The organism is Bacillus taeanensis (assembly GCF_003318295.1).
Classification (GTDB): domain Bacteria; phylum Bacillota; class Bacilli; order Bacillales; family UBA6769; genus Maribacillus; species Maribacillus taeanensis.
Map to the genome: position 1 here is coordinate 21,901 of NZ_QOCW01000006.1, position 15,254 is coordinate 37,154.

The window sequence follows — 15,254 nt, forward strand, 5'->3', positions numbered from 1 at the left end:
TATTTAAATAATTAATAATAAACTAAATTTAAGTGAGTATTACCCAAACTGCCAAACACTATGACTAAGGTTTCCATAGCGAAAACTGCGGTGAAGTAACTTCCCCGTTTGTTCTTTGTCTGCTGCCCCCATCGCATAGAAAATCGGAATAAAGTGTTCATTTCCATAGCGCGGTACAGCTAATTCAGCAGACGGAGCTAATGAGTTATACTTAAAAAGTGCGTCTAAATCCCAATGATTTAAACGGCTCTCCAGCCACTCATCAAATTCGAGTGCCCATTGATCAACTGCTCCATGGTCGTTCCCCATCTTTACAACTCTTAAGTTATGCACGGTTCCCCCGCTGCCGATTATTAAAATATCTTTTTCTCTTAATGCTGCTAACGACTTCCCAATGTTGTACTGCTCCTCAGGTGAAAGATTAGGATTGACTGACATTGAAATAACTGGAATATCAGCGTTCGGATAAAGCATTCTAAGCACTACCCAGGCACCATGATCAAGACCGCGGTTTGTATCTACTTCATATGAAACTCCTTGTTGGATAAATAATTCTTCAATTTCCCTTGAAATTTCCTTGCTGCCCTTTGCTCGATATTGAATGCGATATAAGGCTTCAGGAAATCCTCCAAAATCATAAATTGTTTTATATTCCTCAATATCACTCACTTTTTGAACGTTTGATTCCCAATGAGCTGAAAAGAGAACAATTGCTTTTGGCTTCGGCAATGTGCGCCCTAATTCTGATAAAAACTGTGTATATTCATTATCCTCAATCGCGAGCAGCGGTGCCCCATGTGCGATGAAAAAAGATGGTAACATGCGTTTGAAACCTCCTTATTTTTTCCATTTCCTTTACTTTTCCAAATTTTCTAACAACCAACTTGTAAAATTTTGTTGATTTTCTAATGAAACTGTATGTCCTTCTTGATAAGTTTGGAAGGTTACTTGTGCACCGAACTTTTCAAAGAATTCCTTGCTTTCTACTCCCCACTCAAATGGCAAAATGTTATCAAATTGACCATGAGAGATAAACAATGAAAGATGATCAACAGATTTCATCTTGTATTCTTCTTTAACGAACCTTGGAATATACCCACTAAGAGCTATAATTCCTTTGATTCGATTTCCTAATGTTAAGCCGAGCGTCATGGAAACAATCGCTCCTTGGCTAAATCCAAGCAAATACAAGCGATTATGATCTAATGAATATTCGTTAGATGCATAATCAATAAAGCTGGTTAGCTGTCTAATTCCCTGATCAAATACTTCTCTGTGTGGCTTTCCATATCCTTGAATCGTAAAATATGAAAAGCCCGGCGGTTGAGAGAGATGACCACGAACACTAAAAATAAAAAATTTATCTTCTAATCCTTCTACTAGTGAAAGCATATTTTGTTCATTACTGCCAATTCCATGCATCACAAATAGTGCTGGATATGTTTTATTAGGATCGATTTGAGACGGTTTACGGAGTTCATAAATCATCGGCGAACTCATAGCTGTATCCTCCATTCTTTTTTATCGTTAGTTATTTTATCTATATGAACCAAACTCATCAAATGTTTTCTAATATAAATAAAAAGTTCATATTATGAAACTAAAGGGCAAAAAAATATATTTTACCGCTTTATTTTTACATATGAATATTTGTTACTTATAAGATAACAAAGGGATTCTGGATTGTCAACAGTTTTTTTGCTAATATATAAACATGTTTCTTATTAGAAAACAACGAGGTGATTATACTGAATATCGGAACAAAAATTCGCGCGATCAGAAATCGAAAGAAATTTACAATAGCGCAAATGTGTGAAGCAACAGGACTTTCTAAAGGATTTATAAGCAATGTTGAAAATAATAATACGTCTCCATCAATTAATACTCTTCAAACAATTGCAGAATTTCTAGGAGTTCCTTTGCCTTATTTATTGTTAGAAAAAAAACAGCATATGCGTGTTGTTAGAAAAAATGCGAGAACAACTAGTTCGCATAATAACTTAAAAGTTGAGCATTTAACTTCAAAGGGCGGGCTAAGAATGATGATTGTTGAAATGCCCCCGGGAACTTCAATTGGAGAACCTCATACACATGAAGGTGAAGAATGTCATTTAGTATTGGAAGGAACAATTCTTGCTGAACAGGGAGAAGATTCCGCTATTCTCGAAGAAGGCGATTCTTTCAGCTGGAATGCGAGTGTCCCTCACTTCGTAAAAAATATCGGCGATGAAAAAGCGGTTGTGTTAATTTCCATTCATTCAGATACAGAATTAAATGACATTTTATAATCTGCTTCCTATTAAGCCAAATTCCAGTACCTAAAGGAATTTGGCTATTTTTAGTTTCTCGATTCATTTTAATTGCTGAATAATATAATCAGCCGTTCGAATGGCTAATGCTGTAGTTGTTAAGGTAGGATTAGCTCCAAGCGTTGGAAGTACGCTGTTATCTGCCACATAGAGCCCCTTGAGGCCATGGATTTGCCCGAAGCGATTGACAGCAGAGGTAGACGGATGATCGCCCATTCGGCATGTACCTGCTTCATGGTTATCATCTCCCGGAGACCTTAAATAAATGTTAGATGTTTCGATTACCTCTAGAGATTGCATAACCCGCCTCATCCCTGAAGCCATTTGTCTAATCACCGTTTGATCTTGTTGACTGTAGTTAAAATCGATCTTAATCTCCGGTATACCGTACGCGTCTTTTCGTTTAGGATCAAGCATGATTTTATTTTCAAAACGCGGTTCTACGTATCCATAGCCATGAAAAAGCATATTTACCTTCTCCTGAAGTTGATGTTCTAGGCTGCCAAATTCAAGTTGATACGGGCTTTCCTTCGTATTTGGAATAAAAACAATTGTCGGACCTAAATTTTCTGGAAGTTTTTTACGATTCAATGTTCCAATCGACCGTATAGCAGAGTGATCGATTAAATAATGACCGATAGCTTCCCCAGGAATATCGGAGTGCATCAGTAAGCGAGGCGTCTCAAACGTGCTTGCCGACAATATAATTGTTTTTGCCTTAATCCAGTATGTTTTCTTATCAGGACTCATTACCTTCACGCCAACTGCTTTTTCGTTTTCAACAAGCACCTGCACAGCACGAGCTTCAATGGCGAGATCAATTGACTTGTAATTCATCGCTTCTGCAACGAAAAGAATCGAGCTGAAAACAGCATTAGAATGAACGTTTCCATACTTAGTCTGTTTCATATCAATTGCCATCGGTATATTTGCTGCTTCATAAAATCCATCTTCCCACAGTCGATTTAAAAATATCGTATTAAGCGACCCCAAATAAGCAAACGATTTATTTACTTTCATAACTTGTTCAGCAATTTTATAATAAACATCCATCTCTTTTATTGTGACAGGCCATTTGGAAAGAAGGTACAACGGCATGCGCGGACAAGCCGCTGTCCATTGCAAAGTTCTTCCCCCTAAAGCGATAATTTGTTTTGCACCGGAAAATTCAGGGAGAAACTGTCCAATTCGCTTTGTAATCTTTGATATATATTGTTCGCCGCGCTCGCCTGATAATAAAGCTAGATTTTGTATATTTGTTGGCAGTGCTAGATTTCCCGCTTCAATCATGCCTACTTTTTTCCCGTTGTTCCGCCACTTCTCACACAACCGCCATAAGGCAGCCCCTCCCCCTGCGCCGCTTCCTACAATTAATACATCATAATCTGTTTGGGCCATTTTTTCCAGCGGAGTAAGCGGAATCCAAGAATCGACTGTTTCCGATGACGTATCTGTTGAACAGGAAGGAATGAGCATCTCTTTTATGATGTGATTAGATGAAGACTTTTTTTCTTCACTATTCATATGAGGATGTCCGCTCCACTTTAAGTCTTCTTCATCCAGCAATCTTTTTAATGCTCGTGCAGCTTCCCGGAAAAACATAGGATCAGTGAAGCCTGGTCTCCCCCTCGGTTCAATCATCATAAATCCCGCGTATTCCCTTTCTTTTAGTGCTGCCAGCAATTCTCGAAATTGACCGTCTCCTTCTCCAGCCGGAACGACTTCTCCTGTATTAATTCTCGCATCCTTAACAGAAATAGACGCAATATACGGGGCAACATATGGATAAGCATCTGTCATGGGCAGCACTTGTGATTGAATGAAATTTGCAGGATCAAACGAAAAACGCAGATGAGGAGAATCTATCGCCTGAAGAATATCTAAAGCGCGTTCTCCTGTATCAGCATACATCATCTTATCGTTTTCAAGCAGTAAAATGACATCTTCCTCTTCAGCAATTAAAGTGAACCTCTTAATCCGCTTTATTACTTCTTCTTTATAGAGATGAGGGGGTTTTCCTGGAGGGATAATAAAAGAAAAAATACGAATATAAGGCGTTCCAAAAAATTTCGCCAGCGAAACAGCACGCCTGAACGCTTTTAAGTGGGGTTCAAAAGGATCGGTTATCATAATTTGACCGATCGGTGAAGCGATTGAAGAAACAGCAAAACCTCGCGCATCCAGACGTTTCTTTCTGACCGCCGCCTCTTCATCGCTAAACTGCAGGACATTTTTCCCACCGACACTTCGAAGTTCTAAATAATAAATTCCTTCCGAAGCTAACACGTCCATTTGCCCTTCTAAATCCGAAGAAATTTCATCACCAAAACCTGATAATATTATCATAGCAGCTCACTCCTGAGAGATAATGTAGTCTGCTGTACGTATTGCTAAAGCAGCTGTGGTGAGAGTAAGATTTGCTGCACCAATAGAGGGTAATACACTGTTATCGGCTATATACAGTCCTTTTACACCGTGAACTTCCCCATATTTATTGACAACAGAAGTAGATGGATCCTCTCCCATCCGGCACGTTCCTGAATCATGATTAAGATCGCCAGGCGGCATCAGACAAACGGAAGATGCTTGAAAGTCGGAATTCAACTTTATCCCGCAGGACAAAGAAATTTGTTTAACAGCTGCCGCAATTTGACGAATAATTGCTTGATCTTTTTCACTAAAAGAAAAATCAACTGAAATTTCCGGTACTCCAAATTCATCCTTTCGATTAGTATCCAATGTAACTTTGTTTGCAAACCTCGGTTCTACTTCACCAAAACAAAGAAAATCTATTTCAAGTTCTTTCGTTAACGGTTGTACCTCATACGGATGATGCCAAAAATAGCCGTCTGGTCCTCTCAACTGTATTTGATAAGGCTTTTCAAGCGTTGATGGAATCAAAATACCAAGAGCCCCTAAAACCTCAGGAAATTCTCTGCGGCTTACTTTTCCGGAGGCTTTGACATAAGAATGATTCATTAAATAATGACCAATTGCTCTCCCTTTAATTCCAGAGTGAAGCAGTAAGCGCGGCGTTTCAAACGTACTTGCAGATACAACGATCTTCTTTGCTTTTATAAGATAAGCTTTCTTTTCTGAAGATATTACCTGTACCCCCGTTACGCGATCTTTATGAACAAGCAGTTGAACAGCGCGTGTTTTTACTGCTAAATCAACAGCACGATGATTTAAGGCTTCCGCAAAAAAGGAAACGGAACTGAAAAAAACATCTGACCCTTTATGACCATAAAGGGTTGGGCATAACTTTGCAGCTAGAGGAGTAGCTGAAGCTTCATAATAACCATTTTTGTGCAATCGTTTCAGCATAATATCTGTGAACGAAGAGCCTTCCGTATATTGTTTCGTAACGTTCATCACTCGTTCAGCCGTATTGTAATAAAATTCTATTTCTTGAAATGGAACAGGCCAATTTGAAATTTCAAATGCATTAAGACGTGGACTAACTGTATTCCAAAATAATGTTCGGCCGCCAAAAGCGAAAACTTGCTTCGCACCGCGAAAATCAGGAAGAGTTTCCCCTAACGGCTTTGCAATCGTCTCATGATACTTTTCCTCACGTTTACTCGTCATCGTCGGAATGTTAGCTGCTTGCGTTGGCAGCAAAAAATCCCCTGTTTCCACAACACCGATTTTTTTATTACTTTTTCCCCACTGTTCACAGAGCCTCCACGTAACGGCTCCCCCTCCTGCTCCTGTACCAATAATTAAAACATCATACTCGGTTTTAGCCATCTCCTCTACCGGAGTAACAGAAACCCAGTTATTCATAAGATGTTCTGGATACATCTTCATATTGTCACACCCTTTGCTTAATTCGTTACGCGTGAGGTTAACTTTCAAACAAAAAGATGTACGATTTTCTTTACTTTTACTTTTACTTTCATTTTTATTCTTTACACTAACGATCTATACCGAGAGCATATTCTTGGTGGCCTCCTTAAAAAATGCCAAACAGCCAAGAACTCTTCGAAAAAGAGACTTGGCTGTTTTAAAAGGATAAAAGTTTTCATTATTGTACCCACAATTTAAATAAATCTTCTGTTATTCCAAGGTTATACATGTAGTAAATTCCAAAAACAACACTTACTGTACCAGCTAGTTGAGTTAATAAACGATTTATCCCCATCCTTTTTTTACTGACAACAAAAGGAATTCCAATAAGTGTGGTAAATGCAAGCATTCCAATGATTGTCCCAACACCAAATACTAAAATATATAAAACGCCTTCCCATACTGTTGAAACGGTTGACATCGTAAGTAAAACCATTGCTGCACTTCCGGCAAGGCCATGAATAAACCCTATAAGCATCGATTTTAATAAAGCTGATTTTTCTCCGTTTCCTGCAGTGTCTTCTTGATGCGTATACTTGTTATAAAAATACATACTTGTTACACCTAAATAAACGAGCATCATTCCAACGAGAAATTCAAGTGACATCGACCAAATTTCAGATATTTCACCTTTCATCAAGATAACAATTAATCCAACAATAAATAACGTAATCGTATGACCAATTCCCCAATAAATTCCTGTTAATGTCGAACGGGATAATTTCTTACTTTTACTTGCAATGGCCGAAACAGTAATTACATGATCAGGCTCTAGTGAATGCTTAATTCCTAAAATTAAACCTAAAAATAGTACTGAAATAAAACTGACAATCACTTTAGGATTCCCCTCACTTATGATTTTCTGAGTTTCTTTACTTTTTACTTATTTATAATATTTAGCGACTTTCTTCCCCAATGATAACCCGAAGTACGTTTGGCTGGTTTTTAAACGTTTTTGTTCCAGCGCCATAACCAATTGCTTTTACTTTCATAGAAGGAAGCGTACAAAAATCTTCAGCAAGCACCGCTAAAATTGCTGCTCCTGTTGGTGTAGTGAGTTCCCCTTTAATCGTTGTCTGTTGAATCGGTATTTCTTTTAACATTTCTAATGCAGCAGGAGCCGGCACTGGATAAATGCCGTGATCAATATGAATGCTTCCTGAACCTACTGCAATAGGCGATGCTTTTACAATATCAATTTGTAACTGATCGATTAATACAGCTGCTCCGACAATATCAATAATCGAATCAACGGCTCCTACTTCATGAAAATGCACCTTTTCTAATGGCATACCATGAATATGTCCTTCTGCCTCACCAATTTTCTTAAAGATTTTCAAGGAAGTTTTCTTCACTTCATCTGATAACTCTGATGCCTCAATTAAGTGAACAATGTCCTGATACGTACGGTGATGGTGATCATAATGATGCTCGTGAGTATGTTCATGATCATCGTGGGAGTGATGGTCATGATCGTGTTCATGATTAGCTTGATCATGATTATGCACATGGTGATTCTCATGATGCCTGTGTTCATGAGAATAGTGTCCATGATCGTGTTCATCTTTATTTGTTAAAAGCACGTCAAACTTTGTGCTTGTAATGCCATTTTTAATAACCTTTTTCCAATTCAGTTTATATTCTTCCTCAATATGAAGCTTTTTTAATTCCTCTTCTAATCTTATTGGGTCTGCACCAGCGTCAATAAGAGTGCCAATGACCATATCCCCGCTCATACCGGAAAAACAATCAAAATAAAGTGTTTTCATTCTTTTTCTACTCCTTTTTGCGCTAACCGCTGAATTAAAGCCGCATTATAAGCCGCTCCAAAGCCATTATCAATATTTACTACACTAATTCCTGACGCACAGGAGTTTAACATTGTCAACAGTGCCGATAATCCATTAAAATTCGCTCCGTATCCAACACTTGTTGGCACAGCAAGAACCGGGTGAGAAACAAGCCCACCGACAACGCTCGGAAGCGCTCCTTCCATTCCGGCTACAACAATGGAAACAGTCGCCTTTTGAATGTCTTCAATATTATCTAACAGCCGGTGAATCCCCGCTACTCCTACATCATAAAAACGCCGAACCTGACAGCCCAGCACTTCTGCTGTAACAGCTGCTTCTTCTGCTACTTGTAAATCAGACGTTCCGGCACACACAACTGCAATATATCCATTAAGAGGATTGTTATGTTCCGGTTGATCCTTCCAATATAAGATGTGTGCCATTTCATTGTAAATCATATCAGGATAGTTTGTTAAAATAGCTTCTGCTTTTTCTTTTGAAACACGAGTCGCTAATACGTCGTTGTTTTTTGCTCTTAGCGATTGCATAATCGAAAGGATTTGTTCTGTCGATTTCCCTTCCCCATATATAATTTCCGGAAAGCCTTGACGTTTCGTTCGATGATGATCAACTTTTGCAAACCCTAAGTTTTCATAGGTTGCTAATTTTTCTTTTGCCTCTGCCGCGCTTAATGTTCCTTGTTGGACCTGCTCTAAAATCTCTTCCAGCATTTTTTCCGCACCTTTCTTTTCTGAAGATTGTCCATTATTATAAACCATTGCAAAGAAAAGACCCTGGATCTATCCTCCAAGGCTTTTTTAAAAAAGACACATTACGAAAGAACTTTATTCATACTGCCGCTCTTATATCCAATCAAATCTAACGTAATATATTGATAGCCGTACGACTGCAGTTCTTTTGAAATAGCTTCATGATTTTCTAAGACAATTTTCATATTTTGTGGCTCCACTTCAATTCTGGCAATTTCTCCATGGGTGCGAACCCGAACTTGACGAATATGAAGGGTCTTTAAATAAGCTTCTGCTTTTTCCACTTTTGTTAGCTTTTCTTGTGTAATTTTCTCACCGTACGCAATTCTTGAAGATAAGCAGGCAAACGAAGGTTTATCCCAAGTTGGTAAATCGAATTGACGGGAAAGCTCTCTTATTTCTTCCTTAAATAATGAAGCTTCCTGCAGAGGTCCTCTTACTCCTCTTTCCTTTGCTGCTTGAATACCGGGACGATATTCGTTTAAATCATCGGCAATCACACCGTAAATCACATTGTTAAATCCGCTCTTTTCCATAATTGGCACAAGATGTTGGAATAAACTGCTTTTACAAAAATAACAGCGGTTTTTATTGTTTTCTGTGTATCCCGGAATCGCTAATTCAGACGTTTCAATAACTGTATGCTTCACACCGATCTTTTGAGCTAATTGTTTTGCTTCTTCAAGTTCACTAGAAGGGTATGTTTCCGAGTCAGCTGTTACCGCCAGTACATTCTCATAACCTAATGCATCAACAGCTGCTTTTAATAAAAACGTACTATCCACTCCTCCTGAAAATGCTACAACAACGGTCCTCATCTCTTGGAGAATAGACGTTAACTTCTCATATTTTTCATTTATCATTTGTCCTTTCTCCCTTCTTAAGAAGTAACACACTATATTTATGTTTAGTTAATAAAAATAATGAAGCGATCTGATTCATTTAGAAATAAATGTTTACTCTTATGACGTTTTATACTCTTGTACAGCTAATCTTCTTCTTTTTATTTCCTTTTCTAATAATGAAATAAAATCCGGCTCAAGAGATAACTCTTTTGCTGTTTTATAACTAAAAATTAGCATAGAATCACTTAATCTCCGAATCATCATACCGTTCCGTTCACCTCATACATAAAGGATCTTTAAAATCTATTTTAAAACAATCTCTGTTTTTGTTATCATAGAGAGCTCTATTATTAAAATGAAAATTTGTGATCTTTTCTAGTTTTTTAGAGAAAGAAGTGTCTTAATGGGGTAAGATATTACTCCTTTCTCTAATAAAATTGTAATAATTAATTTGTTTATCAAACAAATTAATTATTACATGTAGAATATCATCTCCATTATTATTCGTCAATAGGAAACTGGGAATCTTATTTAAATGAAATAATTTATATATACCTCTTTTTTAAGTTCACCCTATAAATGATCCATTGCAGCATCTCAATGCGCTTTCGTACTAATAATTTCTGCAGCCTTTTATCAGTTTTATTTTGTATACATAAAATCAGCCGAGTACTTCCCTCAAAAGTATGACTAGGCATTAAGTTGAATTAATCCATCATTTGCTTGGACGCAGCCATCTTTGATAGGTTTAACATCTACGTATTCTTCGGTATTGGTGATGACAACAGGAGTTTTGATATCATAACCTGCAGCTTTTATTGCGTCTATGTCAAATTGAATCAGTAAATCACCCTTGTTCACTCTATCCCATTGTTTGACATGAGGAGTGAAAAATTCACCATTCAAGTTAATCGTATTAATGCCAACATAAATTAATATTTCAGCACCGTCATCTGATGTAATCCCAATGGCGTGCTTGCTTGGGAATAACGTAGTAATTACTCCATCTACTGGTGAAATGATTTCCCCGTCGGTTGGGTCAATTGCAATTCCTTTCCCTACCGTTTCCGTTGAGAAAAGTGGATCCGATATTTCGTTTAATGGAACAACATTCCCAGTTAATGGACTTAAGATCAGTTCATTTTTCACTTTTCCAATACCAAATTCTTTGCTCGTTTTTTCTGCTAATGCTTTATTACGTTTACTTTCATATCCAAATACAAGCGTAAGTACCATTGCCAAAACTAAAGATGTTAAAACACCAATTAAATATAAACCGACTGGTGTAAATACAGGAATCGACAAGAAACTTGGAAGCGCAAAGGCCATCCCTGAGACTCCTAATAATCCGTTAATTGCTCCCCCAATTGCCCCAGCTACCCCAACAATTATCATAGTCCGTTTGTAACGTACCAGAAAACCATAAGTGATAATTTCCGTTGTTCCAGCTAGCGCACTAGGCAGAAGACCTGAACCAGCAAGTGTTTTTAATTTCTTATCTTGTGTTTTAAAGAAAACGCCAAGACCCATTCCAATTTGAGCAAATGGTGCTGCGGCAACCATAGCACTTATTGGATCCAGACCAGTTGCAGCAAGATTGGCAAGGAATATTGGAATAACAGCCCAGTGTAGTCCTAAGATGGTGAGGAAGGACCAAGACGCGCCCATCACCGCACCTGTAATAAGTCCACTTTTATCACTTAAAAATTGGATAACAAACGATAATCCTTCACCTACATACGTACCAAATGGTCCAAAAATGAGGATTGTTAATGGTACGACTACTAGTAATGAAATCATTGGATTTACAAACATTTGCAATTCTTGATAGATTACTTTTTGTAAAAACTTATTTAATAGGGCATAAATCGATGCAGCAATTAATATTGGAAACACAGTAGAGGAATAAGTCGCCAACATAACTGGAATCCCTAAAAAAGATACATCTTGTGCCTGAGAAGCGATTAAACCTGTATAATTCGGTTCTAAAAGCGCAGCTCCAATCGCTCCTCCTACATATCCATTAGCTCCTAATTTATTTGCCATGGTAATGCCAAGGAAAACTGGGAAGAAGTAAAATACAGCATGTCCGGCTGAAGAAAGGATTGCGTAGGTACCACTTTCAGGAGATATCCATCCCAATGTCTTTAAAATGGATAATAACGCCGAAATCAATCCCGACCCGGCAAGCACCCCTAAAATTGGTACAAAGCTTCCGCTAATTGCCTCTAAAATTTTATTTACGATTGTTTCTTCTTGTTGTGTATTATTTTCTATTGTAGTATCATTGCTTTGCACTTTTCCATCCTCCAAGTTGAATTTTCTTTGCTTTGATGTATACTATTATGCTTCATTATCCTTTTATTTCTCCAATCATACAGATGACAATCATTGTAAAATTATTATTTCCCATAGGATAAGGCTTTCATCTTAAAAGCAAGTTAATAGTATAATAACAGAGAAAAGCATAAAAAAAATTGTGACTTTTGCTAAAAATATTGTATATATTGCTGTAGAAAAGGAGTATGTTATGAAAGAATCTACCTTTATGCCGGTGATAGATCAGGATTTTGAACTTTATTACTGGAGTAAAAAATATCAATCACACAAGTGGGGCAGGAAACCTGGAGAACCTTCTGAAAATTATTATGAAGTAGAGTCTTTATTTCGATTACACAGCCACGATGCAACGGAGATTCTTGTATTTTTAGGTGGGGCGTGTGAATTTTTTTGTGAAGGGAAAACATATTCTCTAACCAAGGGAGATGTTGTAATCATACCTCCATATGCGGTACATAAAGCATTTGTAAAAGATTTTAATAACTATGAGCGAATCATATCTACAATAAGTAAACCGTTAATGGCAGAATTTTTGTCGATTTCACCGTTTATGAAAGAAAGCATTATCTATCATAAGACACAGGGTTCTTATGTAATCCATTTGCATACCAATAAATTAAAAGAAGTTATTTCTATATTTCAAAAAATAAGCGATCGAACAAAAGCTGGAGATGAAACTCATTCCTTTGCATTGCATTACTTGTTATTTCAAGCACTTCAAATCATTTTAAACCCTGCCAGCAGTAAACCAACAAACGCCTTGAGGAATGCACAAGATCAGCGATTAAAGTCAATAATTGAATACATTGAATCCCATTTGACCGATCCGGATTTGAACTTAGAACGCATATCTAAACAGTTTCATTTAAACAAATATTATTTTTCCCATTATTTTAAAAATAATATGAACGTGCCATTTTATCGTTATGTCTTATTAAAGCGTCTCGCAAATGCCGTGACGATGATTAAGCAAAACCAAATTTCCATAGAGGAAATCGTCACGAAATGCGGTTTTCATGATTATTCGAGTTTTTATAGACTCTTTAAAAAGGAATATAATCTTTCTCCTAAAAACTTACAAAAAGAGTATAAAAAGTAGGGAACTTGTACAGGAGACATGCCTATCATGTTGCATGAATGTTAAATAATTTTCTATGCTAAAGTTTTATGCTTTCCCAACGTATAAAATAAATCCCTCCACTTAATCAAAATTGGAAGAGATTTATTGTGAGTACCCTATAGATAATCATTTTGTTTTTACCTTAAAATAGAATGATTTATTTTCCCCTGTAATTTTTCATAATAAAGCGCTGCATCAATCGGTAATTCTACTTTCTTGTTTAACCAAGAAGACAAGTAAATCGCATTTGCAATTTCTAGTGCTTTTATTCCCTCTTCACCTGGTGCGATTAACGGAGTACTATGTAAAATCGCATCTGTCCAGTTTTGGATAATCCCGATGTGGCCTAAGTTCTCACCAGTTATCGGAATGTTAATTTTCCAACATTCCGGCTGTCCAAAATCACCTTTATAAGAAGCATTAAATTCGCGTTCTGATTGCGTTAAACGGTAAAATGTCAGCTCTTCATTTTCAACAACGATTTTCCCGCGGTCGCCTGCAATTTCAAACCGATTTGTGCCGGGCGCTTCGCCTGTTGATGTAATAAACACACCGGTCGCTCCGTTTTCATATTCTGCGTACGCTGTTACTTCATCTTCCACTTCAATATTATGATATTTGCCAATGCTGCAAAATGCTTGAATTCGCTTTGGCATAATCCCTGTCGTCCACTGCCATAAATCTAATTGATGGGGAGCTTGATTTAATAATACACCACCGCCCTCCCCTTTCCATGTTGCTCGCCATTCACTTGAATCATAATAACTTTGTGAACGGTACCAATCTGTAATAATCCAATTTGTTCGTTTAATTTCACCTAATTCCCCTGATTGAATAAGACTGCGTACTTTTTGATAAAGGGGGTTTGTGCGCTGATTATACACAATCGAAAATACTTTCCCGCTTTCTTTTGCAGCCTGATTCATTTCAAGGACATTTTTCGTATAAACACCGGCTGGTTTTTCAACAAGAACATGCATATTTTTAGAAAAAGCGTTTACAGCGGTTTCTGGGTGAGTGTAATGTGGAGTCGCGATAATAACCGCATCAATATCTGCTTCATTAAAAAAGGCTTCTTCATCTTGAAACAACTTTATGGTGCCTGTTGTATGATTTTTTACCCATTCAAGCCGCTCTTTACTTCCGTCACAAACCGCTGTTACCTTTGCTCCGTTAATACGTCCTGTATTTAAATGAAGCACATGTAAGCTGCCCATATTGCCAATCCCTATAACGCCAACTTTCAGATCGTTCATTGTTCTTCGCCTCACAACTGTTATTGTCAATCATTAAACCATCAATTTAAACATTTAAAACCAATCTTCATATCCGATTTTTCTTAAGTTTTCAGCAGAAAGCTTTAAACAATCAAACGGATCTCGTCCGTACGTATCATCCTGCTCTACTAAAAAATACTCTGCACCACTCTCAAGTCCTTCTTCAATAATGGCTTTCATATTTAGATTACCTTCACCAACTTCTGCAAATTCAATCGTATTGGTAAAAACACTATAGAATTTACCCATATCTTTAAAGTCAATATCACTTAAGTCCATCTGTCCAATACGATAGTCTTTAAGGTGTAACAATGAAACACGACCTCTGTATTGTTTGACAAATTCAACTGGATTTTCGCCGGCTCTTTGGATCCAATGAACATCTAACTCAAAACCTAGCTTAGTAGTATTGTTTTTAATGATGTCCAATAAATATTCCCCGTCAAATTTTTGAAACTCAAGATGGTGAGTATGGTAATACAGCGCAATGCCATGCTCAGCTAATCGCTCTGCCATACCTTCTGCCCGATCGATAAATTCGATAATTTTCTCTTTATCATCCATAATGTTAAGGGGCATCATGCCGATACGCAGAAAATAACAATCCAATGTTTTGCAATCGCTCACAATTTTGTCAAAATCACTCGTTAACGTTTCACCCGGCGCACCAGGAAGGATAGGATCTAAACCTGCAGATAGAGCAGCAATTTTGATATTAAAATCTGTGCTGGCTCTTTTTAATTCAGCTACATTTTCTGCAGTCATGGGAATTTGTGAGACTTCAACCGCATGATAGCCAAGTTCATTTAGTTTTCTCATCGTTTCATAAACACCCAGCTCTTCAACTTTTCCTTTCAGCATCATCATTTGAACACCGATTTTACCTTTTTTCACGAACAAAACCTCCATTTTTTTGGATAACTGTAATCATAAAAAACACGTAGAGGC

14 protein-coding genes are annotated in these 15,254 nt (G+C 37.3%); 2 read left to right on the plus strand and 12 right to left on the minus strand.

Features of this window, described 5'->3' with window-relative positions; all coding sequences use genetic code 11:
* Nucleotides 1-39: 39 nt before the first annotated feature.
* Together DS031_RS07570 and DS031_RS07575 are read right to left on the minus strand one after the other, a co-directional pair.
* Nucleotides 40-822 (minus strand): dioxygenase family protein, encoded by a 783-nt coding sequence (locus tag DS031_RS07570; protein WP_113805337.1) that lies wholly within the window; start codon nucleotides 820-822, stop codon nucleotides 40-42.
* Between the two features lie 33 nt (nucleotides 823-855).
* Nucleotides 856-1,500, minus strand: coding sequence for an alpha/beta hydrolase (locus tag DS031_RS07575; RefSeq protein ID WP_113805338.1), 645 nt, complete (start codon nucleotides 1,498-1,500; stop codon nucleotides 856-858).
* A gap of 248 nt (nucleotides 1,501-1,748) precedes the next feature.
* Between DS031_RS07575 and DS031_RS07580 the strand changes: the two genes are divergently transcribed.
* Nucleotides 1,749-2,288 (plus strand): helix-turn-helix domain-containing protein, encoded by a 540-nt coding sequence (locus DS031_RS07580; RefSeq protein WP_113805516.1) that lies wholly within the window; start codon nucleotides 1,749-1,751, stop codon nucleotides 2,286-2,288.
* Nucleotides 2,289-2,351: 63 nt separating this feature from the next.
* On the opposite strand, the gene DS031_RS24080 is transcribed toward DS031_RS07580, so the two are convergent.
* The 8 genes from DS031_RS24080 to DS031_RS07625 all read right to left on the minus strand — a co-directional run bounded on the left by DS031_RS24080 (nucleotide 2,352) and on the right by DS031_RS07625 (nucleotide 11,867).
* Nucleotides 2,352-4,655 (minus strand): TIM barrel protein, encoded by a 2,304-nt coding sequence (locus DS031_RS24080; RefSeq protein ID WP_245947269.1) that lies wholly within the window; start codon nucleotides 4,653-4,655, stop codon nucleotides 2,352-2,354.
* A 6-nt stretch (nucleotides 4,656-4,661) separates the two neighbouring features.
* On the minus strand, nucleotides 4,662-6,122 hold the full coding sequence (locus DS031_RS07595) for a GMC oxidoreductase (protein ID WP_113805339.1): 1,461 nt from the start codon (nucleotides 6,120-6,122) through the stop codon (nucleotides 4,662-4,664).
* A gap of 217 nt (nucleotides 6,123-6,339) precedes the next feature.
* The gene (locus DS031_RS07600; protein ID WP_113805340.1) at nucleotides 6,340-6,996 is read right to left on the minus strand and encodes an urease accessory protein UreH domain-containing protein; all 657 of its coding nucleotides are present in this window, start codon (nucleotides 6,994-6,996) and stop codon (nucleotides 6,340-6,342) included.
* A 61-nt stretch (nucleotides 6,997-7,057) separates the two neighbouring features.
* A complete protein-coding gene (gene larC, locus DS031_RS07605) occupies nucleotides 7,058-7,930 on the minus strand; it encodes a nickel pincer cofactor biosynthesis protein LarC (protein WP_113805341.1) in 873 nt (290 codons plus the stop codon).
* Entirely contained in the window at nucleotides 7,927-8,685 is a 759-nt protein-coding gene (gene larB, locus DS031_RS07610) for a nickel pincer cofactor biosynthesis protein LarB (RefSeq protein ID WP_113805520.1), read from the minus strand. The genes larC and larB overlap by 4 nt, the downstream gene beginning before the upstream one ends.
* 101 nt (nucleotides 8,686-8,786) lie before the next feature.
* Complete coding sequence (gene larE, locus DS031_RS07615) at nucleotides 8,787-9,587, minus strand: ATP-dependent sacrificial sulfur transferase LarE (RefSeq protein ID WP_113805342.1); 801 nt, start codon at nucleotides 9,585-9,587, stop codon at nucleotides 8,787-8,789.
* A gap of 99 nt (nucleotides 9,588-9,686) precedes the next feature.
* On the minus strand, nucleotides 9,687-9,833 hold the full coding sequence (sda, locus tag DS031_RS07620) for a sporulation histidine kinase inhibitor Sda (protein WP_220182077.1): 147 nt from the start codon (nucleotides 9,831-9,833) through the stop codon (nucleotides 9,687-9,689).
* A gap of 426 nt (nucleotides 9,834-10,259) precedes the next feature.
* Nucleotides 10,260-11,867 carry a glucose PTS transporter subunit IIA gene (locus tag DS031_RS07625; RefSeq protein WP_113805343.1) on the minus strand — a complete coding sequence of 536 codons (1,608 nt, stop codon included), beginning with the start codon at nucleotides 11,865-11,867 and terminating at the stop codon, nucleotides 10,260-10,262.
* A gap of 181 nt (nucleotides 11,868-12,048) precedes the next feature.
* Here DS031_RS07625 and DS031_RS07630 point away from each other — a divergent pair, with 181 nt between their 5' ends.
* Nucleotides 12,049-13,008, plus strand: coding sequence for an AraC family transcriptional regulator (locus DS031_RS07630; RefSeq protein WP_245947271.1), 960 nt, complete (start codon nucleotides 12,049-12,051; stop codon nucleotides 13,006-13,008).
* A 158-nt stretch (nucleotides 13,009-13,166) separates the two neighbouring features.
* Here the strand turns inward: DS031_RS07630 and DS031_RS07635 are convergent, their stop codons facing one another.
* Both DS031_RS07635 and DS031_RS07640 read right to left on the minus strand, forming a co-directional pair.
* Complete coding sequence (locus DS031_RS07635; protein WP_113805345.1) at nucleotides 13,167-14,285, minus strand: Gfo/Idh/MocA family protein; 1,119 nt, start codon at nucleotides 14,283-14,285, stop codon at nucleotides 13,167-13,169.
* 54 nt (nucleotides 14,286-14,339) lie between these two features.
* Entirely contained in the window at nucleotides 14,340-15,200 is an 861-nt protein-coding gene (locus DS031_RS07640; protein ID WP_113805346.1) for a sugar phosphate isomerase/epimerase family protein, read from the minus strand.
* Nucleotides 15,201-15,254 lie beyond the last annotated feature (54 nt).

What these genes read in the sequence shown, in the direction of transcription:
- DS031_RS07570 (WP_113805337.1), bottom strand. Translation starts at nt 822, where the DNA reads ATGTTACCATCTTTTTTCATCGCACATGGGGCACCGCTGCTCGCGATT.
- DS031_RS07575 (WP_113805338.1), bottom strand. Translation starts at nt 1,500, where the DNA reads ATGAGTTCGCCGATGATTTATGAACTCCGTAAACCGTCTCAAATCGAT.
- DS031_RS24080 (WP_245947269.1), bottom strand. Translation starts at nt 4,655, where the DNA reads ATGATAATATTATCAGGTTTTGGTGATGAAATTTCTTCGGATTTAGAA.
- DS031_RS07595 (WP_113805339.1), bottom strand. Translation starts at nt 6,122, where the DNA reads ATGAAGATGTATCCAGAACATCTTATGAATAACTGGGTTTCTGTTACT.
- larC (WP_113805341.1), bottom strand. Translation starts at nt 7,930, where the DNA reads ATGAAAACACTTTATTTTGATTGTTTTTCCGGTATGAGCGGGGATATG.
- larB (WP_113805520.1), bottom strand. Translation starts at nt 8,685, where the DNA reads ATGCTGGAAGAGATTTTAGAGCAGGTCCAACAAGGAACATTAAGCGCG.
- larE (WP_113805342.1), bottom strand. Translation starts at nt 9,587, where the DNA reads ATGATAAATGAAAAATATGAGAAGTTAACGTCTATTCTCCAAGAGATG.
- sda (WP_220182077.1), bottom strand. Translation starts at nt 9,833, where the DNA reads ATGATGATTCGGAGATTAAGTGATTCTATGCTAATTTTTAGTTATAAA.
- DS031_RS07635 (WP_113805345.1), bottom strand. Translation starts at nt 14,285, where the DNA reads ATGAACGATCTGAAAGTTGGCGTTATAGGGATTGGCAATATGGGCAGC.